The sequence below is a fragment of the Microbacterium paraoxydans genome, assembly GCF_019056515.1.
Taxonomy (GTDB): Bacteria; Actinomycetota; Actinomycetes; order Actinomycetales; family Microbacteriaceae; genus Microbacterium.
Genome location: NZ_CP064873.1, coordinates 2,118,717 through 2,145,468, shown reverse-complemented (window position 1 = coordinate 2,145,468; position 26,752 = coordinate 2,118,717). Strand labels below are relative to the sequence as shown.

Annotated in this window: 25 protein-coding genes; all 25 read left to right on the top strand. The window is 69.8% G+C overall.

What is annotated here, in order from left to right; translation table 11 throughout:
- The first annotated feature begins 100 nt into the window (after positions 1 to 100).
- Positions 101 to 532 carry a division/cell wall cluster transcriptional repressor MraZ gene (gene mraZ / locus IZR02_RS10335; RefSeq protein WP_025105095.1) on the top strand — a complete coding sequence of 144 codons (432 nt, stop codon included), beginning with the start codon at positions 101 to 103 and terminating at the stop codon, positions 530 to 532.
- 103 nt (positions 533 to 635) lie between these two features.
- Positions 636 to 1,574 (top strand): 16S rRNA (cytosine(1402)-N(4))-methyltransferase RsmH, encoded by a 939-nt coding sequence (gene rsmH, locus IZR02_RS10330; protein WP_025105094.1) that lies wholly within the window; start codon positions 636 to 638, stop codon positions 1,572 to 1,574.
- Positions 1,571 to 2,143, top strand: a complete 573-nt coding sequence (locus tag IZR02_RS10325) for a hypothetical protein (protein WP_025105093.1) — start codon at positions 1,571 to 1,573, stop codon at positions 2,141 to 2,143. The genes rsmH and IZR02_RS10325 overlap by 4 nt, the downstream gene beginning before the upstream one ends.
- A gap of 25 nt (positions 2,144 to 2,168) precedes the next feature.
- The gene (locus IZR02_RS10320) at positions 2,169 to 3,938 is read left to right on the top strand and encodes a peptidoglycan D,D-transpeptidase FtsI family protein (RefSeq protein WP_025105092.1); all 1,770 of its coding nucleotides are present in this window, start codon (positions 2,169 to 2,171) and stop codon (positions 3,936 to 3,938) included.
- Positions 3,939 to 3,965: 27 nt separating this feature from the next.
- On the top strand, positions 3,966 to 5,378 hold the full coding sequence (locus tag IZR02_RS10315; RefSeq protein ID WP_025105091.1) for a UDP-N-acetylmuramoyl-tripeptide--D-alanyl-D-alanine ligase: 1,413 nt from the start codon (positions 3,966 to 3,968) through the stop codon (positions 5,376 to 5,378).
- Positions 5,375 to 6,481, top strand: coding sequence for a phospho-N-acetylmuramoyl-pentapeptide-transferase (gene mraY / locus IZR02_RS10310; RefSeq protein WP_025105090.1), 1,107 nt, complete (start codon positions 5,375 to 5,377; stop codon positions 6,479 to 6,481). Before IZR02_RS10315 ends, mraY begins: the two co-directional genes overlap by 4 nt.
- On the top strand, positions 6,471 to 8,006 hold the full coding sequence (gene murD, locus IZR02_RS10305; protein ID WP_025105089.1) for a UDP-N-acetylmuramoyl-L-alanine--D-glutamate ligase: 1,536 nt from the start codon (positions 6,471 to 6,473) through the stop codon (positions 8,004 to 8,006). The genes mraY and murD overlap by 11 nt, the downstream gene beginning before the upstream one ends.
- Positions 7,975 to 9,180, top strand: coding sequence for a putative lipid II flippase FtsW (gene ftsW / locus IZR02_RS10300; RefSeq protein WP_025105088.1), 1,206 nt, complete (start codon positions 7,975 to 7,977; stop codon positions 9,178 to 9,180). The genes murD and ftsW overlap by 32 nt, the downstream gene beginning before the upstream one ends.
- Positions 9,177 to 10,253 carry a UDP-N-acetylglucosamine--N-acetylmuramyl-(pentapeptide) pyrophosphoryl-undecaprenol N-acetylglucosamine transferase gene (locus IZR02_RS10295; RefSeq protein ID WP_025105087.1) on the top strand — a complete coding sequence of 359 codons (1,077 nt, stop codon included), beginning with the start codon at positions 9,177 to 9,179 and terminating at the stop codon, positions 10,251 to 10,253. The genes ftsW and IZR02_RS10295 overlap by 4 nt, the downstream gene beginning before the upstream one ends.
- Positions 10,254 to 10,295: 42 nt before the next feature.
- On the top strand, positions 10,296 to 11,696 hold the full coding sequence (gene murC, locus IZR02_RS10290) for a UDP-N-acetylmuramate--L-alanine ligase (protein WP_025105086.1): 1,401 nt from the start codon (positions 10,296 to 10,298) through the stop codon (positions 11,694 to 11,696).
- Positions 11,697 to 11,699: 3 nt separating this feature from the next.
- Entirely contained in the window at positions 11,700 to 12,623 is a 924-nt protein-coding gene (locus IZR02_RS10285; RefSeq protein WP_025105085.1) for an FtsQ-type POTRA domain-containing protein, read from the top strand.
- A 162-nt stretch (positions 12,624 to 12,785) separates the two neighbouring features.
- A complete protein-coding gene (gene ftsZ / locus IZR02_RS10280) occupies positions 12,786 to 13,940 on the top strand; it encodes a cell division protein FtsZ (RefSeq protein ID WP_025105084.1) in 1,155 nt (384 codons plus the stop codon).
- Complete coding sequence (locus tag IZR02_RS10275) at positions 13,937 to 14,644, top strand: YggS family pyridoxal phosphate-dependent enzyme (protein ID WP_025105083.1); 708 nt, start codon at positions 13,937 to 13,939, stop codon at positions 14,642 to 14,644. The genes ftsZ and IZR02_RS10275 overlap by 4 nt, the downstream gene beginning before the upstream one ends.
- A 43-nt stretch (positions 14,645 to 14,687) precedes the next feature.
- Positions 14,688 to 15,161 carry a cell division protein SepF gene (locus tag IZR02_RS10270; protein ID WP_025105082.1) on the top strand — a complete coding sequence of 158 codons (474 nt, stop codon included), beginning with the start codon at positions 14,688 to 14,690 and terminating at the stop codon, positions 15,159 to 15,161.
- A 3-nt stretch (positions 15,162 to 15,164) separates the two neighbouring features.
- Positions 15,165 to 15,464, top strand: coding sequence for a YggT family protein (locus IZR02_RS10265; protein WP_025105081.1), 300 nt, complete (start codon positions 15,165 to 15,167; stop codon positions 15,462 to 15,464).
- A 181-nt stretch (positions 15,465 to 15,645) separates the two neighbouring features.
- Positions 15,646 to 16,248 carry a DivIVA domain-containing protein gene (locus IZR02_RS10260; protein WP_025105080.1) on the top strand — a complete coding sequence of 201 codons (603 nt, stop codon included), beginning with the start codon at positions 15,646 to 15,648 and terminating at the stop codon, positions 16,246 to 16,248.
- 9 nt (positions 16,249 to 16,257) lie between these two features.
- Complete coding sequence (lspA, locus tag IZR02_RS10255; protein ID WP_036293163.1) at positions 16,258 to 16,830, top strand: signal peptidase II; 573 nt, start codon at positions 16,258 to 16,260, stop codon at positions 16,828 to 16,830.
- Positions 16,831 to 16,832: 2 nt separating this feature from the next.
- A complete protein-coding gene (locus IZR02_RS10250; RefSeq protein ID WP_025105078.1) occupies positions 16,833 to 17,753 on the top strand; it encodes an RluA family pseudouridine synthase in 921 nt (306 codons plus the stop codon).
- Between the two features lie 57 nt (positions 17,754 to 17,810).
- Positions 17,811 to 18,392 carry a GNAT family N-acetyltransferase gene (locus IZR02_RS10245; protein WP_025105077.1) on the top strand — a complete coding sequence of 194 codons (582 nt, stop codon included), beginning with the start codon at positions 17,811 to 17,813 and terminating at the stop codon, positions 18,390 to 18,392.
- Between the two features lie 39 nt (positions 18,393 to 18,431).
- Entirely contained in the window at positions 18,432 to 19,034 is a 603-nt protein-coding gene (locus tag IZR02_RS10240) for an RNA polymerase sigma factor (protein WP_025105076.1), read from the top strand.
- Positions 19,009 to 20,073 carry a hypothetical protein gene (locus IZR02_RS10235; RefSeq protein ID WP_162817584.1) on the top strand — a complete coding sequence of 355 codons (1,065 nt, stop codon included), beginning with the start codon at positions 19,009 to 19,011 and terminating at the stop codon, positions 20,071 to 20,073. Before IZR02_RS10240 ends, IZR02_RS10235 begins: the two co-directional genes overlap by 26 nt.
- 38 nt (positions 20,074 to 20,111) lie before the next feature.
- Complete coding sequence (gene dnaE / locus IZR02_RS10230) at positions 20,112 to 23,630, top strand: DNA polymerase III subunit alpha (RefSeq protein WP_025105074.1); 3,519 nt, start codon at positions 20,112 to 20,114, stop codon at positions 23,628 to 23,630.
- Positions 23,631 to 23,697: 67 nt separating this feature from the next.
- Positions 23,698 to 24,960 (top strand): hypothetical protein, encoded by a 1,263-nt coding sequence (locus tag IZR02_RS10225; protein WP_025105073.1) that lies wholly within the window; start codon positions 23,698 to 23,700, stop codon positions 24,958 to 24,960.
- A 1-nt stretch (position 24,961) separates the two neighbouring features.
- Positions 24,962 to 26,266, top strand: coding sequence for a histidinol dehydrogenase (gene hisD / locus IZR02_RS10220; protein WP_025105072.1), 1,305 nt, complete (start codon positions 24,962 to 24,964; stop codon positions 26,264 to 26,266).
- A 10-nt stretch (positions 26,267 to 26,276) separates the two neighbouring features.
- Positions 26,277 to 26,747, top strand: coding sequence for a transcriptional regulator NrdR (nrdR, locus tag IZR02_RS10215; RefSeq protein ID WP_025105071.1), 471 nt, complete (start codon positions 26,277 to 26,279; stop codon positions 26,745 to 26,747).
- The last annotated feature ends 5 nt before the right edge of the window (positions 26,748 to 26,752 follow it).

Here is a 26,752-nt window from a genome sequence, read left to right as displayed (position 1 = left end):
CCGCGGCGCGATACGCGGGATTCATCGTAGGAATGTGGAGGAAAGTGGAGTAAAGTGGGGCGCACCTCGAGTTGGCCGGACGGAGAGGGGGTGATGGCCGATGCTGCTGGGCACGCACTCACCGAAGCTGGACGACAAGGGACGGGTCATCCTTCCCGCGAAGTTCCGCGAGGACCTGGGCGGCGGCATCGTCGTCACCCGGGGTCAGGAGCGGTGCCTCTACGTCTTCAGCACGGCCGAGTTCGAGGCGATGCACGAGCGGATCCGTCAGGCCCCGCTCGCCAACAAGCAGGCGCGTGACTTCATGCGCATGTTCCTCTCCGGTGCCAGTGCGGAGATGCCCGACAGCCAGAACCGCATCACCATCCCCGCCCACCTGCGTCAGTACGCGGGTCTTCAGAAGGAGCTCATCGTGACCGGAGTCGGCGCCCACGCCGAGATCTGGGATGCGGAGAGCTGGAACGCCTACCTCGCCGCCGGCGAGGAGTCCTACGCCGAGCTGGAGCAGGAGGTGATTCCCGGACTGTTCTGACCACGGCTGTGATGCCCCGCCGCTCCCGCCCCGACACACTTCCCCGGTGCCGGGTCGAGAAGCGGAGGGGGATCAGAGCCGAAGGTCGGACCCGAGAGAGATCATGAACCTCCGCGACATCCACACCCCCGTCCTGCTCGACCGCTGCGTCGAGCTCCTCGCGCCGTCCCTCCAGGAGGACGGCGCCGTGCTCGTCGACGCCACCCTCGGCATGGGCGGGCACTCGGAGGCGCTGCTCGAGCGCTTCCCCGGCATCCGCCTGATCGGCCTGGACCGCGACACCGACGCGCTGAAGATCGCGGGGGAGCGGCTCGCCCGGTTCCGCGACCGCGTCACGCTCGTCCACACGGTCTACGACGAGATCGGTCTGCACGCCCAGGGCGCCGCCGGGATCCTCTTCGACCTCGGCGTCTCGTCGCTGCAGCTGGACGAGGCCGAACGCGGCTTCGCGTACTCCAAGGACGCTCCGCTCGACATGCGGATGGACCAGACGAAGGGCATCACCGCCGCCGACGTCATCGCGACGTACAGCGAGGGGAACCTGCGCCGCATCTTCGAGCGGTACGGCGAGGAGAAGCTCGCCGCACGGTACGCCCGCTTCATCATCGACGCCCGCCAGAAGCAGCCGATCACCCGCTCCGGGGAGCTCGTGGACATCCTCGTGGCGGCGACGCCCGCCGCGGCACAGCGTGCGGGGCACCCCGCGAAGCGCGTGTTCCAGGCGCTGCGCATCGAGGTCAACGCGGAGCTGAACGTGCTCGCGGACGCCATCCCCTCCGCGATGGACGCTCTCGCCGTCGGCGGTCGCATCGTCGTGATGTCGTACCAGTCCCTCGAGGACCGGCTGGTGAAGCAGGCCTTCGCCGCCGCGTCCTCCTCGACGGCGCCCGCCGGCCTCCCTGTCGAGCTGCCGGAGCACGCCCCCCGATTCCGCATCCTGACCAAGGGGGCGGAACTCGCCGACGACGAAGAACGCGCACGCAACCCGCGTGCGATACCGGTGCGCCTGCGCGCCGCCGAGAAGGTGCGGGAGAGCGCATGAGCATGAACGCAGTCCGCAAGCCGACCCTGCCGCTGCAGCCGGTCGTCCCGGAGAAGACCCCGGAGCGCCGCCTCCAGCCCGTGACGGCGCCGGCGCGGCGGCGGAAGCCGAAGCTCGCCTACGCGCTCGTCGCCCTCGGCGGAGCCCTGGCGATCGGTGCCGCGCAGGTCGGACTCTCCCTGGCCATCACGCAGGACTCGTTCACCCTCGCCGGGCTCACCTCCCAGCAGCGCGAGCTCGATCTCCGCACGGATGCACTGAAGGAGGAGCTCACGGGTCTGAGCTCTCCGCAGGTGCTCGCCGGCAATGCGGCCGACCTCGGCATGGTCGTCGCGGGAGCGCCCTCGTATCTGCGTCTCAGCGACGGCGCGGTCTTCGGCGCCGGTGCCGGCGCGGAGGGGATCTCGACGGTCGACCCCCACGGACCGGCGGCCGTCGGCAACGTCCTCGTCACCGAGGAGACGCCCGCGGCGGAGCAGACCGCGGAGGAGTCCACAGGCGGGACTCCGCCCGCGACGGATCTGCCGCCCGCCCTCACCGACGGCCTCCCCAGCCCCACGACCCACTGACCATCCCGATCGACGGAGAGATCCCATGACGACACGAGCCACGCGCGGACCGCGGCGACGCACCGTCGTCGCACTGGCGGTCATCCTCTCGGTGCTGGTGGCGTTCGTCGTCCGCCTCATCGACATCCAGGTCGTGAGCGCCGACGAGCACGTCAGCCAGTCCCTCGAGCACATCGGGGACGGGTCGACGATCCCCGGACAGCGCGGCTCCATCGTCGACGCGGAGGGCACCGTCCTCGCGTCGAGCGTCATGGTGTACGACGCCCAGCTCAGCCCGCAGGTGATCCGACTCACGGAGGAGAAGGACCCGGCGCTGCCGTGGGCCGAGGCCTCCGAGAAGATCGCCGAGATCACGGGCGTGCCGGGCGACGAGATCCGCAAGCGGGTCTCGGACGCCCTGGCCGAGAACCCGAACAGCCAGTACGCGCCCTTGAAGACCGGGTTGAACACCGAGCAGTACATCGCGCTCCGCGACCTCGGCCTCGGGTCCTACCTGGCGTTGAAGCCGCGTGAGACGCGGGTCTATCCGAACGGCGCGGTCGCCGGCAACGTGCTCGGCTTCCTCGACAACACGGGCGAGGCCAAAGCCGGTGTGGAGCAGCTCGAGGAGTCGTGCCTCGCGCCCGTGGACGGTGAGAAGACGTACCGCAAGGGCAAGGACGGGGTCGTGATCCCGGGCAGCGAGTCCGTCACCGACGCCGTGAACGGCGGCACCGTGCAGCTCACGATCAACAGCGACCTCCAGTGGTACCTCCAGCAGATGGTCGGCGAGGAGGCCCAGAAGCAGGGCGCGAAGGGCGGGACCGTGACGGTGGTCGAGGTGGGCACGGGCAAGATCCGCGCCGCCGCCGAGTGGCCGGCCATGGACCCCAACGACCTGGACTCCTCGACGCCGGAGACCCGTTACAGCCAGATCTTCCACCGCGACTTCGAGCCGGGCTCGACGTTCAAGGCGATCACGGCGGCGGCGGCGATGGAGGGTGCCGGCCTCACTCCGCTCAGCACCGTCACGGCCTCGTCGCGGGAGACCTTCCCCAACGGCGCCGTGGTCAACGACGCGTTCAGCCACCCCGCGTACAACTACACGCTGGCCGGCGGACTGATCGACTCGTCCAACACGGCGCTGTCGAAGTTCGGCACGATGGTCGCCCCCGAGGTCCGCTACGACTACCTGCAGCGCTTCGGCGTGGGTCAGAAGACGCTGGACTTCCCCTCCGAGGTGGGGGGCATCCTCCACCCGGTGAGCGACTGGGACAGCCAGTCGCTCTACACCACGACGTTCGGCCAGTACTTCACCGTGACGGCTCCTCAGCTCGCCGGCGCATACCAGGCCATCGCCAACGGCGGGGAGAAGATCGACCTGACGATGGTCGAGTCCTGCACCGCACCCGACGGGACGGTCACGGAGACCCCGAAGCCGAAGCACGAGCAGATCGTGAAGGAGCAGACCGCGGCCGATCTGACGCGCATGCTCGAGAACGTGGCCGTGCAGGGCGGGAACGCGGATCGCATCCAGGTGCCCGGCTATCGCGTGACCAGCAAGACCGGTACCGCACAGGTGTCCGACGGCAAGGGCGGCTACAAGGCGGGCGTCTACTACACCAGCATGGTGGGCTTCGCTCCCGTCGACGACCCCCAGTACGTCGTCGTGGTGACCCTCGACGAGCCGACTAAGGTTGTATCGTCCGCGGCCACCGCTTCCGCCTTCCAGAAGGCGATGACGCAGGTGATGAAGACCTATCGCGTGATGCCGTCCTCTGTCCCGATGGACGCGCTCCTCCCCAAGTTCGGATAGCCGGCGAGAGCCGCGCATGGAGATGACATGATCGCCCTGACGCTCGCTGAGATCGCCGCCGCCGTCGGTGGTGAGCTGCGCGTGGCCGGAGAGCACACGCCGGAGACGGTGGTCGACGGCATCGTCGACACCGATTCCCGAACCATGGAGGCCGGGTCGATCTTCGTCGCCAAGCCCGGAGCCGAGACGGACGGACACCGCTTCGTCGGCGCCGCTGTCGAAGCCGGCGCGGTGCTGGCGATCGTCGAGCGTCCGGTCGACGTCGCGGTTTCACAGATCGTCGTCTCGGATGCCGTCGCCGCGCTCGGCGACCTCGCCCGCGAGGTCGTGGCGCGCGTACGCGCCGGCGGGAACCTGCGCATCGTCGGCATCACCGGCTCCAACGGCAAGACGACGACGAAGAACTTCCTCGCCCGCATCCTCGAGGACGAGGGCGAGACCGTCGCTCCGGTGAAGTCCTTCAACAACGAGGTCGGCGCCCCGGTGACGATGCTCCGCGTCACGCACGACACCCGCTTCCTCGTGAGCGAGTTCGGCGCCGCCGCGCCGGGCAGCATCGCGCGGCTCGCCGGCCTCGTCGAGCCCGACCTCGTCGTCGTGCTCATGGTCGGGATGGCGCACGCCGGGGGCTTCGGCGGCATCGAGGCCACCGCGAAGGCCAAGTCCGAGCTCGTCGCCGCGGCCCGCGTGCCCGGCACGGCCGTGCTCAACGCCGACGACGCCCGGGTGTGGGCGATGCGCGAGCTCGCGGAGAGCCGCGGCCTCCGGGTCGTCGGCTTCGGCCAGTCCGCCGCGGCCGCCGTGCACGCGCGCGACATCGAGGTCTCGGCCTCCGGCACGCAGTGCGTGATCGAGGTCGCGGGGGAGCGGCTGCCGCTGCGGCTGCGCGTCCTCGGCGCGCACCACGTCACGAACGCCCTCGCCGCGATCACCGCGGCCGTCGAGCTCGGTGTGGCCGCTGCCGACGCCGTCGCCCGCTTGGAGACCGTCGAGATCGCCGAGCGCTGGCGCATGCAGCCCCTGGGCAACGACCGCGTCCGCATCATCAACGACGCGTACAACGCCAGCCCCGACTCGATGGCAGCCGCCTTGCGGACCCTCGCCCAGATCACCGGCCCCGACGAGCGCACCGTCGCCGTCCTCGGCGCGATGAGCGAGCTCGGCGAGAGCGCGGGGGAGGAGCACGACCGCATCGGCCTCCTCGCGGTGCGCCTCAACATCCGGCGCATCGTCGTGGTCGGCCCGGAGGCCCGTCGGCTGTACCTCGCCGCCGTCGGCGAGGGATCGTGGGACAGCGAGGCCGTGCATCTGCCGGACCAGGACGCCGCGTTCGAGTACCTCCGCACCGAGCTGCGCGACGGCGACCGGGTCCTCGTGAAGTCGTCCAACTCCGTGGGCCTCCGGCATCTCGGCGATCGTCTGGGAGAATTGTTCTCGTGAGGTCCCTCATCATGGCGGCGGCCATCTCGCTCGCCTTCACTCTCTTCCTGACTCCCGTCTTCCTCCGGCTCTTCCGGAAGTGGGGCTGGGGGCAGGTCATCCGCACCCCGGAAGCCGCCGGCAACCCGAGCCACGAGGCCAAGCGCGGCACGCCCACGATGGGCGGGGTCATCTTCATCCTCGGCTCGATCGTCGGCTACTTCACCGGCGTCCTCGTCAGCGGCGAGACCCCGGCGCTGTCCGCGATCCTCGTCATCTGGCTCATGGTCGGCTTCGGCGTGGTCGGGTTCATCGACGACTACATGAAGGTGCGCAGCCAGCGCAGCCTCGGGCTCTCCGGGTGGCGCAAGGTGATCGGGCAGCTCATCGTCGTGATCCCGTTCGGGATCGTGGCGCTGAACTTCCCGAACAAGTGGGGGCAGACGCCGGCCAGTGCGTCCATCTCCCTCTTCCGCGACATCACGTGGCTGAACCTCTTCGCGTTCGGCGTCATCCTCGGCTGGATCCTCTACCTCGCCTGGATCTCGATCATCGGGGTCGCGACCTCCAACAGCGTCAACCTCACCGACGGCCTCGACGGCCTCGCCGCCGGTGCGGGCGTGATCGTCGTCGGTGCGTACAGCCTCATCGCGTTCTGGCAGTTCAAGCAGCCCTGCATCGGCGGAGACCCCGGTTCCCTCGGCGGCTGCTACGAGGTGCGCGACCCGTTCAACCTCGCCATCATCTCGGCCTCGTTCGCTGCCAGCCTCATCGGCTTCCTGTGGTGGAACGCCCCGAAGGCCAAGGTGTTCATGGGAGATGTGGGTTCGATGGCCATCGGCGGCGTCATCACCGCGATGGCGGTCATGACCCGTACCGAGCTGCTGCTCCTCATCATCGCCGGTGTCTTCGTGCTCGCCTCCGGATCCGTGATCCTGCAGCGCGCCTACTTCAAGATCACCCGCGGCAAGCGGCTCTTCCTCATGAGCCCGTTCCACCACCACCTCGAGATGCGGGGATGGTCGGAGGTCACCATCGTGGTGCGCATGTGGATCATCGCGGGTCTGCTCGCCGTCTCCGCCGTCGGTCTCTTCTACGTGGAATGGCTGACCCGTGTCGGCTGAGCGCCTGGCCGGGCTGACGAGCTGGCACGCCGACTGGCGTGGCCTGCGCGTCGCCGTCCTCGGCCTCTCCATGACCGGCTTCTCCGTCGCCGACACCCTCGCCGAGCTCGGTGCCGACGTCCTCGTGCTCAGCGCGTCGGCGGAGGAGGAGTACGCCCGTCTGCTCCCCGTCATCGGCGCCCGGTTGGAGCTCGGTCCGCTGGACGCCGTGCCCGAGGCGCTGACGGCGTTCGCGCCCGAGGTCGTCATCGCCTCCCCGGGTTTCGCTCCGTCGCACCCCGTCATCCGCTGGGTCCGGGACGAGGGCATCGCGCTCTGGGGCGACGTCGAGCTCGCCTGGCGCGTGCGCGACAAGGTCCTCCGCGCGGACGGCACGCCGGCCGACTGGGTGCTCATCACCGGCACCAACGGCAAGACGACCACGACCCAGCTCACGGCGACGCTGCTCGTCGCCGGCGGACTGCGCGCCGCACCCTGCGGCAACATCGGCGTCCCCGTGCTCGACGCGGTCCGGGATCCGGCCGGCTTCGACGTGCTCGTCGTCGAACTCTCCAGCCACCAGCTCTGGTATCTCGGCCTGTCGCGCCCGGAGGGGGAGCTCTTCCCGCACGCCGCGGTCTGCCTCAACCTCGCCGACGATCATCTCGTCTGGCACGGCAGCGCCCAGGCGTACCGGGACGCGAAGGCCCTGGTCTATCGGAACACCCGCGTCGCCTGCGTCTACAACAAGGCCGACGAGGCCACGCGGCGGATGGTCGAGGAGGCCGAGGTCGTCGAGGGCGCTCGTGCCATCGGCTTCGACCTGGGCATCCCCGGCCCGAGCGACCTCGGCGTCGTGGAGGGGCTGCTCGTCGATCGGGCCTTCCTCGACGACCGGGCCCGCAGTGCCCTGGAGCTGACGACGGTCGCCGACCTGGAGGCCGCCGGCCTGTCGGCCCCGCACATCGTGCAGAACATCCTCGCCGCCAGTGCTCTCGCCCGGTCCCTCGGAATCGAGCCCGAGGCGATCCACGGGGCGCTGCAGAGCTTCCGGCTGGACGCGCACCGCATCGAGGTGGTCGCGCGGCATGCCGGCATCACCTGGATCGACGACTCCAAGGCGACGAACCCGCACGCCGCCGCCTCCTCGCTGCGCGCGTACCCGGGCGCGGTATGGGTCGTCGGCGGCGATCTCAAGGGCGTCGACATCGCCGATCTCGTCGCGGACGCCGGCTCGACCGCGCGCGCGGCGGTCGTCATCGGAGTGGACCGCACGGCCGTTGTCGCGGCATTCGAGCGACACGCGCCGACGGTGCCGGTCTTCGAGGTCGATGCTGGCGACACTGGACAGGTCATGAACCGCGTCGTGGAGATCGCGGCGGGGATCGTCGACGGGGAGGGCACCGTGCTCCTCGCTCCCGCCGCCGCATCCTTCGACCAGTTCTCCAGCTACGCGGATCGCGGCCACCGCTTCGCCGAAGCGGTGCAGGAATGGATCGATCGGGGGAGCACCGATGACGCAGGTGGCTCGCCCTCCGCGGTCTGAGTCGGGCGGGCTCGCGGCCCGGGTCTCGCTCGGGCGCCGGTTCACGCCGGTCTCGACCGAGTTCCTGCTGATCGCGTCGACCGCCCTGCTCCTCACGATCTTCGGCCTCGTCATGGTGCTGTCCGCGACGAGCGCCACCGCCGTGGCCAACGCGCAGAACCCGTTGGACGGCGCCCTCCGGCAGGGTGTGTTCGCCCTGCTCGGCATCCCGATGATGTTCCTCATCAGCCGCTTCCCCGTGGAGTTCCTCAAGCGCATGGCCTGGCCGGCGCTGTTCGGCGCGGTGGCCCTCCAGCTCCTGGTGTTCACGCCGCTCGGCATCGCCGACGGCGGAAACCGGAACTGGATCCAGGTGGCGGGCTTCCAGATGCAGCCGTCCGAGTTCCTCAAGCTGGCGCTCGCCCTGTGGATCGCCGCGGTGCTGCTGCGCAAGCAGACCATGCTCGGCACCTGGCACCACGTCTTCATCCCCGTCGTGCCGGTCGGCGCGCTGGCGATCGGCACCGTGCTCGCGGGCAAGGACCTCGGCACCGCGATGGTGATGGTCCTCATCCTCCTCGGCTGCCTCTTCTTCTCCGGCGTGAAGCTGCGGCTGTTCATCATCCCGATGATCCTGGGCGTGGTCGCGGTGCTGGCGTACGCGCTCTCCAGCGAGGACCGCATGCGCCGCATCACCGCCACCTGCGACGACATGGCGCTGTACTACACGGACTGCTACCAGTCGATCCACGGCATCTGGGGCATGGCCTCCGGCGGTGTCTTCGGCCTCGGTCTCGGCAATTCCCAGGAGAAGTACGGGTGGCTGCCCGCCGCCGGCAACGACTTCATCTTCGCGATCGTCGGCGAGGAGCTGGGGCTGATCGGCTGCATCGTCGTGCTCGCCCTCTTCACGTTCTTCACGGTGGGCGCGTTCCACGTGATCCGCAAGACCTCGGACCCCTTCATCCGCGTCGCGGCCGGGGGGATCACGGTCTGGATCGTCGGCCAGGCCGTCCTGAACATCGGCGTCGTCATCGGGGTCTTCCCGGTGATGGGTGTGCCCCTTCCCTTCATGTCCCAGGGAGGGACGGCGCTCTTCGCCGTGCTCATCGCCTGCGGTGTGCTGCTGGCCTTCGCGCGGACCATCCCGGTCGCCGAGAAGCAGTCAGCCGAGCGGGGTAGGGTCGCGAGGTGACTTCGTACCTCCTCGCCGGCGGTGGCACCGCCGGCCATGTCAATCCGCTGCTCGCCGTCGCCGACGCGCTCCGCGAGCGCGACCCCGACGCGACGGTCCTCGTGCTCGGCACGGCCGAAGGCCTGGAGTCCCGCCTCGTCCCCGAGCGCGGCTACGAGCTGCTCATCGTCGACAAGGTGCCGTTCCCGCGGCGGCCGAACGCGCAGGCCGCCGCGTTCCCCGCGCGATTCCGTCGGGCGATCGCGCAGGTGCGCGCGCACATCCGGCAGCGCGGCATCGACGTCGTCGTCGGCTTCGGCGGCTACGCCTCCGCACCCGCCTACGTCGCCGCGCGTCGCGAGCGCGTGCCCTTCGTCGTCCACGAGGCCAACGCGAAGCCCGGGCTGGCGAACGTGCTCGGTGCCCGTGCGGCCGCGGGCGTGGGCGTCGCGTTCGCCGGGACGCCCCTCCGCGGAAGCGAGGTGGTCGGCATGCCGCTGCGGCGCGAGGTCATCACGCTCGACCGGGTGGCACGGCGCGCCGAGGCCGCGGAGTACTTCGGGCTCGACCCCGATCGCCCCGTGCTGCTCGTCTTCGGCGGCTCGCTCGGAGCGCAGCGCTTGAACGACGCTCTGGCGGATTCCTGGCGCGACATCCTCGCCGGGGGCTGGCAACTGCTGCATGTGACGGGGGAGCGCAGCGGCCTTCCCGATCCGGGCGTCGCCGGCTATGCCCTCCGGCGGTACGTCGACCGCATGGATCTGGCGTTCGCCCTGGCCGACCTCATCGTGTCGCGCTCGGGGTCGGCGACGGTCAGCGAGATCAGCGCGCTCGGCATCCCCGCGCTGTACGTGCCGTACTCGGTGGGCAACGGGGAGCAGCGTCTGAACGCGGGATCGGCCGTGGCCGCCGGTGCCGCGCAGCTCCTCGACGACGCGACCTTCGACGGCGACGCCGTCCGGCGGATCGTCGTGCCGCTGCTCGGCGATCCCGACCGCATCCGGCGGATGGCGGAGGCCGCGGAGACCGTGGGCACCCGCACCGGGACCGAGAACGTCGTGGCGATGATCGATCGTGCCCTCGGTGCGGCGTGACGCCGCCGCCCGGACGCGAACGAAAAGTAGACTGAAGCGGACATGATCAGACCCGACCTCTCCCTCCCCATCCCCGACACGATCACCTCCGCGCACTTCATCGGCATCGGTGGATCCGGGATGAGCGGACTCGCCAAGATGTTCCTCGACGCGGGTATCCGCGTCTCCGGCAGCGACCGTGCCGACAGCGACAACCTGCGGGCGCTGGCCGCCGCGGGCGCGACGGTGCACGTCGGTCACGATGCCGCCCACCTCGGCGACGCCGACACGGTCGTGCACACCGGCGCCATCTGGCCGGAGAACCCCGAGTTCGTCACCGCCAAGGAGCGGGGCCTCCACGTCATCCACCGGTCCCAGGCGCTGCACTGGCTGATCGGCACGCGACGCCTCGTCTCGGTGGCGGGTGCGCACGGCAAGACGACCTCGACGGGCATGATCGTCACCGCGTTGCGTGACCTCGGCGCCGATCCGCACTTCGTCAACGGTGGCGTGATCGAGCAGCTCGGCACGTCCAGCGCCACCGGGAGCGGCGACCTCTTCGTCATCGAGGCCGACGAATCGGACGGCACCTTCCTCCTCTACGACACGGCGGTGGCGCTCATCACGAACGTCGACCCCGACCACCTCGACCACTACGGCTCGGACGAGGCCTTCCACGACGCCTTCGTGCGCTTCGCGGACGCCGCGTCGGAGGCGGTCGTCATCTCCAGCGACGACCCTGGCGCGCTCCGGGTGCTGGCAGGACTGTCCCACCCGCGGGTCCTGACGTTCGGTCAGGCCGAGGGTGCCGACGTCCGGGTCAGCGAGATCGTCACGGCAGGTCCCGTCGCCGCGGTCGTCTCGCACGGCGGCGAGACCGAGCGAATGCAGCTCGCCGTCCCCGGCGTGCACAACGCGATCAACGCCACCGGGGCGGTCGCCGTGCTGCTCGCGCTCGGCCACCCGCTCCGCGACGCCGTGCGCGCCGTCGAAGGCTTCGCGGGGACCGTCCGTCGTCTCGAGCGTCATGGCGAGGAGCGCGGGGTCACGGTCTACGACGACTACTCCCACCACCCGACCGAGGTGCGTGCGGCGCTCGAAGCCATGCGCAGCATCGCCGGCTCCGGACGGTTGATCGCGATCCAGCAGCCGCACACCTACTCGCGGACGCAGCACATGTACCAGGAGTTCGCGGACGTCCTGGAGGAGCTCGCCGACCACACCGTGATGCTGGACGTCTACGGTGCCAGGGAAGATCCGGTGCCCGGCGTCACCGGCGAGCTGGTGAGCGGCGCGTTCCACGACCCCTCCCGCGTGCACTTCGTCGCCGACTGGCAGGAGGCGGCCGACTACACGGCATCCGTGGCGACCGACGGCGACTTCGTCGTGACCCTCGGCTGCGGCAACGTCTATCAGATCATCCCGCAGGTGCTGGACTCGCTGCGCCGGACCGACGGGGCGTAGCCCATGCGCCGGCCGCCCCCGCTCCCGAGCGCCCCGGATGCACCGGAGGAGACGGACGCCGCATCCGCGCGCAGCCTCCGCCGCCGCCGTGCCGCTCCGTCGCCGGCGGACGAGGCTGTCCAGGACCATCTCGTCGCCCCCGGGGTCGAGGGGGAGCAGGAAGCGGACGTCCCGAGCTCCTCGATGGACGTCTGGCGGGCTGCGCGCGCGCGTCGCAAGGCCCTCCGCGCGGAGATCCGTCGGTTCACCCAGCGCTCGCGTCGGCGCCGCATCACCTGGCTGAGCGTCGTCGGCGCGATCGTGCTGCTGATCGGCGGAAGCGTCGCGGCGGCCTACAGTCCGCTCTTCGCGGTCGAGCGCATCACGGTCACCGGGACGACCACGATCGATCCGGCGGTGATCGAGGGTGCGTTGGCGGACCAGATGGGAACGCCGCTCGCGCTCGTCGACACCAGTGAGGTCAAGGCCGCGCTGCTGGCCTTCCCGCTCATCGAGACCTACGCATTGGAGGCGAGACCCCCGCACGACCTCACGGTCCGCATCGTCGAGCGCACACCGATCGGCGTGATCGAGTCCGGTGCCGGCTTCACCCTCGTGGACGCCGCGGGCGTCGCGCTCTCGACGACCGAGGAGCGCCCGGCAGGTCAGCCGCTCGTCGAGGTCGAGGGCGGCGTGGACTCCTCGGCGTTCCGCAGCGCCGGGCTCGTCGTGCGTGCCCTCCCCGCCGATATCCGCAGCGCCCTCACCGGCGTCCGTGCCTCGACGGCGGACGACGTGACCCTCACCCTCGACTCCGGCCTCACGGTCGTGTGGGGGAGCGAGGAAGACAGCGCGCTGAAGGCGCTCGCGCTCTCCGCGGCGCTCGTGAAGAACCCCACGGCCTCGTCGATCGACGTGACCTCGCCCGACGTCGCGGTCGTCGGCTGAACGCTTTCCGCAGGAATGGCGCGACACGCCCACGGCGTTGCGGGCGCGCGGGCGGGCGGCGCTTACCTTCGATCTGAGAGAACGCAATACCGGGAAATACTTTACACCTCTAGTTGAGGTTTAAGGTTCCCCCTTCCAGGCTCTACTAATCGGAGGCCGGCCATGAGCCAGAACCAGAACTACCTCGCCGTGATCAAGGTCGTCGGCGTCGGCGGTGGCGGCGTCAACGCCGTCAACCGCATGATCGAGCTCGGTCTCCGCGGAGTCGAGTTCATCGCCGTCAACACCGACGCCCAGGCGCTGCTCATGAGCGACGCCGACGTCAAGCTGGACGTGGGCCGCGAGCTCACCCGCGGCCTCGGTGCCGGTGCCGACCCCGAGGTGGGTCGTCGTGCCGCAGAGGACCACGCGGAGGAGATCGAGCAGGCGCTGACCGGTGCCGACATGGTCTTCGTCACCGCCGGAGAGGGCGGTGGCACCGGAACGGGTGGCGCTCCCGTCGTGGCCCGCATCGCGAAGTCGATCGGTGCGCTCACCATCGGTGTCGTCACGAAGCCGTTCTCCTTCGAGGGGCGTCGCCGCCAGAGCCAGGCCGAGGCGGGCGTCGCGAAGCTGAAGGAAGAGGTCGACACCCTCATCGTCGTCCCGAACGACCGTCTGCTCGAGATCAGCGACCGCGGCATCTCGATGATCGAGGCGTTCGCCACCGCCGACCAGGTCCTCCTCGCCGGTGTGCAGGGCATCACCGACCTCATCACGACCCCCGGTCTCATCAACCTGGACTTCGCCGATGTGAAGTCCGTCATGCAGGGCGCCGGATCCGCCCTGATGGGCATCGGCTCGGCCCGCGGCGCCGACCGCGCGATCAAGGCGGCGGAGCTCGCCGTCGAGTCGCCGCTGCTCGAGGCCTCCATCGAAGGCGCCCACGGGGTGCTGCTCTCGATCCAGGGTGGCTCGAACCTCGGCATCTTCGAGATCCACGACGCGGCGGACCTCGTCAAGGAGGCCGCGCACCCCGAGGCCAACATCATCTTCGGCACGGTCATCGACGACACGCTCGGCGACGAGGTGCGGGTGACCGTGATCGCCGCGGGCTTCGACGGCGGGGAGCCCTCGCTGCGACTGGACCCGATGGTCGTCTCGCGTCCCTCGACCGCGTCCCTTCCCGAGGTGGCGCTGTCGGAGACCAGCGAGCCTGCCGCCGAGAAGAGCACGCCCGAGCCCGCCCCGGCGCCCGCGGCACCGCGCACGCCGGCGACGAGCATCGAGCCGGCCTTCGCCGACGACGACATCGACATCCCCGAATTCCTGAAGTGACGACACCGGTCGGCGCCTCGGCGCCATCGGATCTGGCCGCGCGGCTGTCGGCGATCGACGACAGGATCGCCGACGCCGCGCGTGCCGCCGGGCGGTCTCCCGCGGAGATCACCCGGATCGTCGTCACGAAGTTCCACCCCGCTTCGCTGGTGCGCGATCTGCATGCCCTCGGGGTGCACGCGGTGGGGGAGAACCGACAGCAGGAGCTCACCGCCAAGGCGGGCGAGCTCTCCGCGCTCGACCTCGAGTGGCACTTCATCGGACAGGGACAGACGAACAAGGCCGCGGCGATCCGGCGGAGCGCCGACGTCGTGCACTCCGTGGACCGTGACCGGTTCGCCGACGCCCTGCATCGTGCCGCAGAGACCGACGAGGTGCTCGACGTGCTCGTGCAGGTGAACCTCACCGAGGACGAGGGCAGGGGAGGGGTGGCGCCGGCGTCGGCGGTGGCGTTGGCCGAGCACGTGCTCAGCCTGCCCTCGCTGCGGCTCCGGGGCGTGATGGCCGTCGCGCCCCTCGACGAGGACCCCGCGAGCGCCTTCGCCCGTCTGCACCACATCGCCGCCGACGTGCGGACCGTCGCTCCCGACGCGACGTGGATCTCCGCCGGGATGACCGGCGACTTCGCCGAGGCCATCGCCGCCGGCGCGACACACCTGCGGATCGGTTCCGCAATCACGGGACCGCGCCCCGCCCGGGGTTAACCTGTGACAAGACCAGCCCGAAACGTTCGAACCGGAGGACACGATGGGTAACCCGCTGAAGAAGACCATGGTGTATCTCGGCCTCGCCGACGAGGAAGAGGTCTACGAAGAGGAGACGCCGGCACCCGCGCGCGCCCAGCGCGAGCGCGAGCGTGAGCGCGAAGAGCCGGCTCCGGCCCCCGTCACGCCGCTCCGTCGTCCCGTCGCCGTCCGCCAGCCCGCAGCAGGAGCCGTGAACGAGATCCTCACCGTCCACCCGAAGCAGTACCGCGACGCCCAGCTGATCGCGGAGAGCTTCCGCGAGGGCGTCCCGGTCATCATCAACCTCTCCCAGATGAGCGACGCCGACGCGCGCCGCCTCATCGACTTCGCGAGCGGTCTCTCCCTCGGCCTCTACGGCCGGATCGAGCGGGTGACCTCCAAGGTCTTCCTGCTCTCGCCGGAGAACATCGCGGTGTCCGGTCACGGGGGTATCGCGCACGCAGACGCCGAGTCTGCGGGCTTCGACCACTCGTAGACCGTGCAGCTGGTCTCGGTCCTCGCCAGCATCGTCCATCTGGTGCTGCTGGTCTACATCCTCGTGCTCTTCGCGAGGCTCATCCTGGATTACATCCCGATGTTCAATCGGGAATGGCGTCCGAAGGGCTTTGGCCTCGTCGCCGCGGAGGCGGTGTACACCGTCACCGATCCGCCCATCCGGTTCTTCCGGCGGATCATCCCGCCGCTGCGCATCGGTCAGCTCTCGCTGGACTTCGGCTTCGCGCTGACCCTTCTGGTCGTCCTGATCCTGATGAACATCGTCCGGTTGTTCATCCGCTGACCACCCCGCGTGTCGCGCCCGGGGACGGCTGCGAGTTCTCCGAGCCTGGGTGTCGTGGCATCGCGACCCCAAGGCTCGGGGGCTATGCTGGCACCCAGGTGCGCGCCCCGGGTTCGCGCCACATCACGAACACGCCATACATCGGTACTGGCAATCGAACTCATCGAAAGAGGAGCCACCCATGGCACTTACCCCGGATGACGTCGTCACCAAGCAGTTCCAGCACGTCCGCTTCAAGGACGGCTTCGACCCGGACGAGGTCGACGACTTCCTCGACGAGATCGTCATCGAGTGGCGCAAGGCTCTCGAGGAGAACGCCGAGCTGAAGGCGAAGCTCGCCGCGTACGAGTCGGGTTCCACCCCTGCTCCCGCTGCCGCCGCCGAGCCGGCTGCCGCTGCATCCACCCCGGCCCCCGCGGCCGAGGCCCCCGCCGCCGACGCCGCACCGACCGGCTCCGCCACCGCCACCGCCGGCATCATCGAGCTCGCGCAGCGTCTGCACGACGAGCACGTGGCCGAGGGTGAGGCCAAGCGCAACCAGCTCATCTCCGAGGCCGAGGCCGAGGTCGCCCGCATCCGCACCGAGGCCGAGGCGAAGCAGCGCGAGGAGACCGCACGTCTCGAGCGCGAGCGCAACACGCTGGAGGCCCGCATCACCGAGCTGCGCAACTTCGAGCGCGACTACCGCTCGCAGCTCCGCGGCTACATCGAGGGCCAGCTCCGCGAGCTCGACGAGAAGTCGGGCTCCACGGACTCGACGCCGGTCTCCGCGATCGGCCTGTAAGGCGCCCTCTTGTCAGGACGTCGTCCCCTTCGTCGGTCGGCGGCCGGCGCGATCGTTGCGATTCTCGCAGCGGTCGTGCTGGCCGCCGATCAGTTTGTGAAGTACCTCACCATCGAGAACCTGCCGCTGCACGAGGCGGTCCCGGTTCTCGGAGAGTTCCTGCAGCTCTACTACGTGCGCAATCCCGGCGCGGCGTTCTCGCTCGGCTCTGGCGTGACGTGGATCTTCACCATCGCCCTCGCGGTCGTCGCGGGCGTCATCGTCTGGAAGGCGTTTGGCCTGCGGTCGCGTCTCTGGGCGGTCGTCCTCGGCTGCCTCCTCGGGGGCGTGCTGGGGAATCTGTCTGACCGTCTGTTCCGGGAGCCCGGGTTCCCCGTGGGTCACGTCGTGGACATGATCTCCATGCCGTGGATGATGCCGGCGATCTTCAACGTCGCCGACATCTTCATCGTCACCGGGATGATCTCGGTCGCCCTGCTGGTGGTGTTCGGCCTCCGGTTCGACGGCACGCGTGAGCGCGACCACGCCCCGGTCGAGACCGACGAGGACGCCGAGGCCGCCGCCGCGTCCGAGGGGCGCTGAGCGTGGAGTCCCGCTCGCTGCCCGTCCCGGACGGGCTCGACGGCACGCGGGTCGACGCCGCCCTCGCCAAGCTCCTCGGGTTCTCGAGGACCTTCGCGGCGGAGGTGGCCGCGTCCGGCGGCGTCCGCCTGGACGGCGTCACCCTCGACAAGTCGGACCGCCTGCGGGGCGGTGCCTGGCTCGATGTCGAGTGGGAGCCGAAGGAGGGGCCGAAGATCGTCCCCATCGCGGTGCCTGAGCTGGGCATCGTCTACGACGACGACGACATCGTCGTCGTCGACAAGCCGACGGGCGTCGCCGCCCACCCCTCGCTCGGGTGGGAGGGGCCCACGGTCGTCGGTGCCCTCGCCGCCGCGGGGTTCCGCGTCGCCACCAGCGGTGCACCGGAGCGTCAAGGCGTCGTGCACCGTCTGGATGTGGGGACGAGCGGACTCATGGTCGTCGCCAAGAGCGAGGCCGCCTACACCGCTCTCAAGCGGGCGTTCAAGGAGCGCACGGTCGAGAAGATCTACCACGCGGTGGTGCAGGGGCATCCGGACCCGCTCGTGGGCACCATCGATGCGCCGATCGGTCGGCACCCGAACCACTCCTGGAAGTTCGCCGTCGTCCCGGACGGCAAGCCCTCCGTGACGCACTACGAGACGCTCGAGGCCTTTCCCGGTGCCTCCCTGCTCGAGATCCACCTGGAGACGGGCCGTACGCATCAGATCCGCGTGCACATGGCGGCGCACCGGCACCCGTGCGTCGGGGACCCGCTCTACGGGGCCGACCCGACACTCTCGGCCCGCCTCGGACTCACGCGTCAGTGGCTGCATGCGCATCAGCTGGCCTTCGCCCATCCGACGACAGGGGAGTGGGTGCAGTTCGCCTCGCCCTATCCGGAGGACTTCCAGCACGCGCTGGACGTGCTGCGCGGGGAATAGCGGCACCCGTCGGGGCGTCCGTCCGCCGGTGTCCGTGGTCTCCGCCACACTGACCGCATGAGCATCGTGGTGCGCCCGGCGACGGTCTTCGACGACGTCGCGGCGGTCGTGGGACCGAAGAAACCGACGTCGAACGTCTGCTTCTGCCTGAGCTATCGGATCGGCAACAAGGAGAACGTCTCCCTTCGCGGTCCCGCACGGGCCGAGCGGGTGCGTGAGCTCTGCCACCAGGATCCTCCTCCCGGCGTGCTCGCCTACCTCGACGACGAGCCGGTCGGCTGGGCGGCGTTGCACCCTCGACGCGACACGAGCTTCGCGCGCAATCGCCTCATCCCGCATGTCGACGACCTCGACGTGTGGTCGCTGTGGTGCTTCCGGGTCCGCCCTGGGCACCGCAAGCAGGGGGTCTCCCACGCTCTCATCGAAGGCGCCGTCGCTTATGCCAGGGAACGAGGCGCGCCCGCGATCGAGGGCTATCCGGTCGACAACGCCGGGGCGAAGGTCAATCTCACGATGGCGTACGTCGGGACCCGGCGGCTCTTCGAGAACGCGGGGTTCGAGAAGGCGGCGGACACGGGTTCGGTCCTCGACGGCTTCCCTCGCGTGCTCATGCGGCTGGACCTCCGCGAGAAAGCGTGAACCGGATTCCGCTTCCCGGGCAATACGGCAATACAGAGTGTGAACACAGACAGCGAGGTCATCGCCCGGTCGCTCGACGAGCCGCGGGCGTTCTCCGCCATCTTCGAGCGGCACGTGCGCCCGGTCGGCGGGTACATCCGGCGGCGGGTGGGCGAGGATGCGGTCGACGACGTGCTCAGCGAGACGTTCCTGGTCGCGTTCCGCCGTCGGGCGTCTTTCGATCTCGATGTCGTGTCGGCCCTCCCGTGGCTCCTCGGTATCGCCACGCGGATGGTCAAGCGGCACCGTGCCGCCGAAGTGCGGCAGTGGCGGGCTTTCGAAGCCACGTCCGCCGCGGCCGGACCCGGGGAGCACCCGTACGCGGCCTCGGATGCGCGGCTGGACGCCGACGCGGCCCTGCGAGCGCTCGCGCCCCGCATCGCCGGACTTCCCGCCCGAGACCGCGATGTGCTTCTCCTGCATGCGTGGGGCGACCTCACATACGAGCAGATCGCCGAGGCCCTCGGCATCCCGGTCGGGACGGTGCGGTCGCGGCTCCACCGGGTGCGACGACGACTCGCCCCGCCGGGTTCGCGCGGGCAGACCCGACTGACATGGATGGCGAAGGAGGAGAGCGATGCTGCTTATGGAACGAGTGCGTGACCTCGGTGCGGATCAGGCGGAACCGTCGGAGGAGAGCGTCCGCCGTGCCCGCGCCGCTCTGGCGACCGCGGTGTCCGCCGCACATGCTCCGCGGGGCGGGCGACGACGGGCGCGGGTGTGGACCGGCCTCGTCATCGGGGGGCTGACGGCCGGAGCCGCGGTGGTGGCGCTGGGAGCCGGAGGCCTCCTGTTCCCGGTGATGCCCGATGCCGCCGCTGCGGCGGTGCTCGAGCAGGCGGCGAGCGTCACCGTCGACGCCCAGGACCTCGCCCCGGGCGCGGGACAGTACATCCGGATCGAGACCGTCGACGAGTTCGTCCAGTTCTGGGATCGAGACGCCGCCGACGACGGCGACGACGACACCTTCGCCTTCAACGCCTCCCGCGACACGGGGGACGCCGCCGTCCTGGTCAGGGACACGCGGGTGCTGTACGTCCCTGCCGACCGCTCGGCGGACTGGTTCTACGACTGGGGGAACGCCGAAGTCGTACGGTCGTTCGGCGCGCAGGGCACGCGCGCCGCACAGGAGTGGCCCTCGTCACCCGGAGCGGCGATCCGCGAGCGCGGCACTGTGCAGGTCCTCCCGGGCGGCGCCTGGCCGGTCGGCGACGGCGATCCGGCACCCGTCCCGCACCTGGCGGACGGCTATCGCCCGTACTACGAGGAGATGCCGCGGGAACCGTCGGCGTTGCGGGACTGGCTGCGTGCCCGCTCCGGCCTGACCGGTGCGGAGGGTGATCGGTGGGTGGTGGCGAGCCTCTCCGACCCGTCCGCGATCAACCTCATGCCGGCCGAGCTGAGAGCGGCCTTCTTCCGCGCGATCGCCTTGATCCCGGGCTTCGAGCTGGTCGACGAGGGTGACGGCACGGCGACGCTGCGCTATGCGGTTCCCGGCCACCGGACGACGACCATCGTCGTCGATACGGATCACGGACTCGTGGACTCGATCGCGGAGGGCTACGGGTCAGGAGGGGTCATCGGCGACACGCCGGAGTCGACGACGAGCGTCGTCACCGAAGTTGTGGACGAGGTGCCGTGAGGCCGGCCGATGTCGATGGCCGTACGTAGACTCGAAGCATGGCATCCGACTCCTTCGTCCACCTGCACGTGCACAGCGAGTACTCGATGCTCGACGGGGCTGCGAAGATCAACGCGATGACGCAGGCGGCCGCCGATTACGGCATGCCGGCGATCGCGGTGACGGACCACGGGAACACCTTCGCGGCGTTCGAGTTCTACAACGCCGCGCGCAACGCCGGCATCAAGCCCATCGTGGGCCTCGAGGCGTACGTCACCCCGGGCACGCACCGCAGCGACAAGACCCGCGTGCAGTGGGGCTCGGCAGACCAGCGCAGCGACGACGTGTCGGGTTCGGGCGCGTACACCCACATGACCATGTGGAGCCAGAGCACGGAGGGCATGCACAACCTCTTCCGGCTGAGCTCGCTGTCGAGCATGGAGGGGTACTACTTCAAGCCGCGTATGGACCGCGAGCTGCTCCAGACGTACGGCAAGGGGCTCATCGCCACGACGGGGTGCCCGTCCGGAGAGGTGCAGACGCGGCTGCGGCTCGGCCAGTACGACGCCGCCCGCGCGGCCGCAGCGGAGTTCCAGGACATCTTCGGCAAGGAGAACTACTTCGCCGAGATCATGGACCACGGCCTGTCGATCGAGCGCCGGGTCATGACGGATCTGCTGCGTCTCGCGAAAGACCTCGGCATCCCGCTCGTGGCGACCAACGACTCGCACTACACCCACCAGCACGAGGCCGACGCCCACGCGGCCCTGCTGTGCGTGCAGTCCGGCTCCACGCTCGACGACCCGAACCGCTTCAAGTTCGACGGCGACGGGTACTACATCAAGACCGCGGCCGAGATGCGGCAGCTCTTCCGGGACCACCCGGAGGCCTGCGACAACACGCTCCTGATCGCCGAGCGCTGCGAGGTGGAGTTCAACACCTCGGCGAACTACATGCCGCGGTTCCCGGTCCCCGAGGGCGAGACCGAGGACAGCTGGCTCATCAAGGAGGTCGAGAAGGGCCTCCACTACCGGTACCCGAACGGCATCCCGGACAAGGTGCGCAAGCAGGCCGAGTACGAGACCGGCATCATCCTCCAGATGGGCTTCCCCGGGTACTTCCTCGTCGTCGCCGACTTCATCAACTGGGCCAAGGACAACGGCATCCGGGTCGGTCCGGGGCGCGGCTCCGGTGCGGGTTCGATGGTCGCCTATGCGATGAAGATCACCGACCTCGACCCTCTCGAGCACGGTCTGATCTTCGAGCGGTTCCTCAACCCGGACCGCGTGTCGATGCCCGACTTCGACGTCGACTTCGACGACCGCCGCCGCGGCGAGGTCATCGAGTACGTGACCAGGAAGTACGGGTCCGAGCGGGTCGCACAGATCGTCACGTACGGCACGATCAAGTCGAAGCAGGCCCTCAAGGACGCCGGTCGTGTCCTCGGCTTCCCGTTCAGCATGGGGGAGCGGCTCACCAAGGCGATGCCCCCGGCCGTCATGGGGAAGGACATGCCCCTCGACGGCATGTTCGACTCCGCGCACCCGCGCTACAAGGAGGCGAGCGAGTTCCGGGCTCTCATCGAGACCGACCCCGAGGCGAAGACGGTCTTCGACCGCGCGCTCGGCCTCGAGGGGCTGAAGCGGCAGTGGGGCGTGCACGCCGCCGGCGTCATCATGTCGTCCGAGCCCCTGCTCGACATCATCCCGATCATGCGTCGCGAGCAGGACGGTCAGATCGTCACGCAGTTCGACTATCCGTCGTGCGAGTCCCTCGGTCTGATCAAGATGGACTTCCTGGGCCTCCGGAACCTTACGATCATCTCGGACGCGCTCGACAACATCCGCATGAACCGGGGCGAGGAGCTCGATCTCGAGCACCTCGGTCTCGATGACCCCGCCGTCTACGAACTGCTGGCCCGCGGCGACACGCTCGGCGTCTTCCAGCTCGACAGTCCGCCGCTGCGCTCGCTGATGCGGCTCATGAAGCCCGACAACTTCGGAGACATCTCGGCCCTCATCGCGCTGTACCGTCCCGGGCCGATGGGAGCCAACTCCCACACCAACTACGCGCTGCGCAAGAACGGGCAGCAGGAGATCACCCCGATCCACCCCGAGCTGGCGGAGCCGCTCGCCGAGATCCTGGAGGAGTCCTACGGGCTCATCATCTACCAGGAGCAGGTCATGGCGATCGCGCAGAAGGTGGCCGGGTTCAGCCTCGGTCAGGCAGACATCCTGCGCCGAGCGATGGGAAAGAAGAAGAAGTCCGAGCTGGACAAGCAGTACGCCGGTTTCGCGGCGGGCATGACCGAGCGCGGCTTCGGGGAGGGAGCGGTCAAGGCTCTCTGGGACATCCTCCTGCCGTTCTCGGACTACGCCTTCAACAAAGCGCACTCCGCTGCCTACGGGCTCGTGTCGTACTGGACCGCCTACCTCAAGGCGCACTACCCGGCCGAGTACATGGCCGCCCTCCTCACGAGCGTCGGCGACTCGAAGGACAAGATGGCGCTCTACCTGAACGAGTGCCGCCGGATGGGGATCAAGGTGCTCCCGCCGGACGTCTCGGAGTCGATCAACTTCTTCGCGGCCGTCGGCGACGACATCCGCTTCGGTCTCGGGGCGGTCAGAAACGTCGGCACGAACGTCGTCGACGGCATCGTGCAGTCGCGCAAGGATGAGCGGTTCACCTCCTTCCATCACTTCCTCGACACGGTGCCGCTGCACGTCGCCAACAAGCGCACGGTGGAGTCGCTCATCAAGGCCGGCGCCTTCGACTCGATGGGGGACACCCGTCGGGCGCTCCTCGAGATCCACGAAGACGCCGTGGAGGCGGCCGTCGACAGGAAGCGCAACGAGGCGCAGGGCGCCATCGGGTTCGACTTCGACAGTCTCTATGACGGCATGGAGGAGGCGGCACCCGCGAAGGTCCCTCCGCGTCCGGAGTGGATCAAGAAGGACAAGCTCGCCTTCGAGCGCGAGATGCTCGGCCTCTACGTCTCGGATCACCCGCTCGCGGGTCTCGAGGTGCCGCTGGCCAAGCACGCCTCGATCTCGATCCACGACCTCAACAACTCCGAGGACCTGCAGGACGGCGATCAGGTCACCGTGGCGGGCCTCGTCACGAGCGTGCAGCACCGTGTGGCGAAGGCGAGCGGCAACCCCTACGGCATGATCACCGTGGAGGACTTCAACGGCGAGGTCACCGTGATGTTCATGGGAAAGACCTACCTCGAGTTCCAGCACACGCTGCAGCAGGATGCGATCCTCGCCGTGCGTGGGCGCGTCTCCCGCCGCGACGACGGCCTGAACCTGCATGCCCAGTCCGCCTTCGCCCCCGACGTCGGCTCCTTCGATGCGGCAGGGCCCCTGTCGCTCGTCCTCGCCGAGCAGCGCGCGACGGAACGGGTCATGACCGAGCTGGCCGAGGTGCTCCGACGGCACAGCGGCGACACCGAGGTGCTGCTCCGCGTGCACCGCGGAGGCACCGCGAAGGTGTTCGAGGTGCCCATGCCCGTGAAGGTGTCGGCCGACCTCTTCGGCGACCTCAAGTCGCTGCTCGGACCAACCTGTCTGGGGTGAGCGGGTAGGATCGGGAGCCGTCGAGAGCACCGGAAAGTCGTGGTGCGCCGATGAGGAAAGGACGACTATGAGCACGGATCTTCCCGAGCCGGATGCCGAGGCGGTGTTCAGCGACGAGGACGGCGTCCTCTACGACGACGAGGTCACGCCGGAGTACGGTATCCTCGGATTCACGCTGCGCGAGCTGCTGATCGTCGGAGTCTGGCTGGTCTCCTTCCTCGTGTCCTTCTTCCCACTCAGCGGGGGGATCTCGCTCTGGGGCATCGGCATCCAGTGGATCCTGCCGATCGGCGTGCCGACGGTCGCCGTGTTCCTCCTCGTGCTCCGGCGGTTCTCGCCCGACGGCATCCGCCGCGTGGGGTCGCTCGGCATCGATCAGTTCGCCTCCGTGGCCTTCTCCGTCTCGGCGTGCGTGTGGGCCGGCAACCTGTGGCTCGCCCTCTCGGCCGTCATCTCCACCGGCAACTGGGGTCTGCCCTGGAACGCCGTCGTGCAAGTCATCACGTCGACCGCGCTCGTCGTGCTCACCGTCTTCGCCCCGCTCATCCCGGGCCTCAAGGAGGACTTCCAGGGGCGGCTCGTCACTCTCGCGCACCGCAACGCGAACCCGGTCCGTCCCGTGATCCCTCGTCCGCGTCCCGAGACGACCACGGACACCACCGCCGCCGCGGAGGCCGACGCGTCGCCGTCCGTGGCCACCGCGGCTCCGGCGGAGGATGTGACCGCCGTGATCGCGACTCCCGACAGCGCATCGTCGACGGCGGATGTCGCTCCTGCAGAGGCCCGCACCGCTGATGCGGCCTCCGATGAAGGCTCCGATGACGCCGCCGACGGCGGGATCGCGGACGACGCGGGTCGGGTCCCGCTCACCGCGCACGCCTCCGGAGGGGGAACCGGAACCGTTCCCGTCTCCTCCGAGCCGGAGTACGCCCCGCCGTACTCGCGTCGCTCCCGTGGCGAGCAGCCCGAGATCGTGTCGGACACCGGCAGCATCGAGTCCCTCCTCGGAGCCAAGGCGCTCACCGAGGAAGAGCTCGCCGCATACCGGGAACCGGAGGCGGACGACGCGACGGCCGTGCACCCGGTCGTCGGCGACAGCCGTGAGGACGGGTACGCCGCGCCGCGCGAGAACGCGGACGTGGCGCAGCCCTTCTGGATCCTCGCGCCGACGGAGCGCGACGTGCACGACGAGCGCGGCGAGCCGATCTTCCGTATCGGTCCGACGGCCTGGGCCCTCGTGATCGAGGATCGGGGCGGCGCGTTCGTGGTCCGTCATGACGACGGCCGCATCGGCTACCTCCACGACATCGCCGGCATCACGAAGGGCTGACATGCGCACGATCGATCTGCGGGGGCGCGAGCTCTCGCCCGCCGACATGCTCGCGGCCGTCCCGCGCGCGACTCAGGCGCGGGCCGAGGCTCTGGACACCGCCGCGCGTCTCGTCGACGATGTCCGGGAGCGCGGCGAGGAGGCCCTCCGCGAGCAGGCGGAGCGCTTCGACCGCGTCACCGGCCACGCGGTGCGGGTGCCCGCGTCCCACCTCCAGGAAGCTCTGGAGGGGCTGGCCCCCACAGTGCGCGCGGCCCTGGAGGAGGCGATCCGACGCGTGCGATCGGCGTCGGCCGCGCAGGTGCCGGCCCCGCAGGTCACACGTTTCGGCGACGGCGCGACCATCACGCAGCGCTGGCAGCCGGTCTCCCGCGTCGGGGTCTACATCCCCGGCGGCAAGGCCGTCTACCCGTCGAGCGTCGTCATGAACGTCGTGCCCGCGCAGGTCGCCGGGGTGCAGCAGATCGCCCTCGCCTCGCCACCGCAGGCGGATGAGGACGGCCGCGTGCACCCGACCATCCTGGCTGCGGCCGCGCTGCTCGGGGTCTCCGAGGTCTATGCCATGGGCGGAGCCGGAGCCATCGGAGCCCTCGCCCACGGCGTCGGAAGCCTGGGACTCGATCCCGTCGACGTCGTGTCCGGACCGGGCAACAACTACGTCGCCTCCGCGAAGCGCGCCGTCGCGGGCGTGGTCGGCACGGACTCCGAAGCCGGGGCCACCGAGATCCTCGTCGTCGCGGACGCCACGTCCGACCCGCGGCTCATCGCCGCCGACCTCGTGAGCCAGGCCGAGCACGACGAGCAGGCCTCTGCCGTCCTCGTGACGGACTCCGCGGAGATCGCGGAGCAGGTCAGGGGAGAGGTCGAACGGCAGGCGGGGCGCACGCGGCACAGCGAGCGCGTCGCGGCCGCACTGTCCGGACCGCAGTCGGCGATCGTGCTCGTGGACGATCGGGCGATGGCTGTCGCGTTCAGCAACGCGTATGCCCCGGAGCACCTGGAACTGCACCTCGCGGATGCGGAGGAGGCGGCAGCCGCGTTCACGAGCGCCGGTGCCCTCTTCGTCGGCGATCAGACCCCGGTCAGCCTCGGCGACTACATGGCCGGGAGCAACCACGTCCTGCCCACCGGAGGGCAGGCGCGCTACGCCCCGGGCCTGGGCGCCTACACGTTCCTCCGCCCGCAGCAGGTCGTCTCGTACGACCGTGCCGCTCTGGCGGCGGTCCGGGAGGGCGTGGTCGCATTGGCCGACACCGAGGTGCTCCCCGCCCACGGCGAGGCGATCGAGGCCCGTTTCACCGCGTAGGATCTGTCAGATGCACTGCCCCTTCTGCCGTCACCCCGATTCGCGCGTCATCGACTCGCGCACCAGCGACGACGGCCTGTCCATCCGTCGGCGTCGACAGTGTCCGGAATGCGGCGGACGGTTCTCCACGACGGAGACCGCGAGCCTGAACGTCATCAAGCGCTCCGGCGTCATGGAGCCCTTCAGCAGGGAGAAGGTCATCTCCGGCGTGCGGAAGGCCTGCCAGGGGCGTCCCGTGACGGAGGCGGACCTGGCGATCCTCGCTCAGCGCGTGGAGGAGGCGGTCCGGCAGACGGGGGTCTCCCAGCTCGACACGAACGAGATCGGCCTCGCCATCCTCGGCCCGCTGCGTGAGCTCGACGAGGTCGCCTTCCTCCGCTTCGCGAGCGTCTACCAGGCGTTCGACTCGCTCGAGGACTTCGAGTCCGCGATCAGCGACCTCCGGGCCGACCACGCGAAGGCGGAGGCGGCGGACCGGTAATCTGG

Excerpts from the sequence above, each read along its gene's own strand:
- IZR02_RS10325 (WP_025105093.1), top strand. The coding sequence starts at position 1,571 with ATGAGCATGAACGCAGTCCGCAAGCCGACCCTGCCGCTGCAGCCGGTC.
- IZR02_RS10260 (WP_025105080.1), top strand. The coding sequence starts at position 15,646 with ATGGCACTTACCCCGGATGACGTCGTCACCAAGCAGTTCCAGCACGTC.
- IZR02_RS10320 (WP_025105092.1), top strand. The coding sequence starts at position 2,169 with ATGACGACACGAGCCACGCGCGGACCGCGGCGACGCACCGTCGTCGCA.
- hisD (WP_025105072.1), top strand. The coding sequence starts at position 24,962 with ATGCGCACGATCGATCTGCGGGGGCGCGAGCTCTCGCCCGCCGACATG.
- dnaE (WP_025105074.1), top strand. The coding sequence starts at position 20,112 with ATGGCATCCGACTCCTTCGTCCACCTGCACGTGCACAGCGAGTACTCG.
- ftsZ (WP_025105084.1), top strand. The coding sequence starts at position 12,786 with ATGAGCCAGAACCAGAACTACCTCGCCGTGATCAAGGTCGTCGGCGTC.
- mraZ (WP_025105095.1), top strand. The coding sequence starts at position 101 with ATGCTGCTGGGCACGCACTCACCGAAGCTGGACGACAAGGGACGGGTC.
- IZR02_RS10315 (WP_025105091.1), top strand. The coding sequence starts at position 3,966 with ATGATCGCCCTGACGCTCGCTGAGATCGCCGCCGCCGTCGGTGGTGAG.
- IZR02_RS10225 (WP_025105073.1), top strand. The coding sequence starts at position 23,698 with ATGAGCACGGATCTTCCCGAGCCGGATGCCGAGGCGGTGTTCAGCGAC.
- IZR02_RS10285 (WP_025105085.1), top strand. The coding sequence starts at position 11,700 with ATGCGCCGGCCGCCCCCGCTCCCGAGCGCCCCGGATGCACCGGAGGAG.
- nrdR (WP_025105071.1), top strand. The coding sequence starts at position 26,277 with ATGCACTGCCCCTTCTGCCGTCACCCCGATTCGCGCGTCATCGACTCG.
- ftsW (WP_025105088.1), top strand. The coding sequence starts at position 7,975 with ATGACGCAGGTGGCTCGCCCTCCGCGGTCTGAGTCGGGCGGGCTCGCG.
- IZR02_RS10235 (WP_162817584.1), top strand. The coding sequence starts at position 19,009 with ATGCTGCTTATGGAACGAGTGCGTGACCTCGGTGCGGATCAGGCGGAA.
- rsmH (WP_025105094.1), top strand. The coding sequence starts at position 636 with ATGAACCTCCGCGACATCCACACCCCCGTCCTGCTCGACCGCTGCGTC.
- IZR02_RS10245 (WP_025105077.1), top strand. The coding sequence starts at position 17,811 with ATGAGCATCGTGGTGCGCCCGGCGACGGTCTTCGACGACGTCGCGGCG.
- IZR02_RS10270 (WP_025105082.1), top strand. The coding sequence starts at position 14,688 with ATGGGTAACCCGCTGAAGAAGACCATGGTGTATCTCGGCCTCGCCGAC.
- murC (WP_025105086.1), top strand. The coding sequence starts at position 10,296 with ATGATCAGACCCGACCTCTCCCTCCCCATCCCCGACACGATCACCTCC.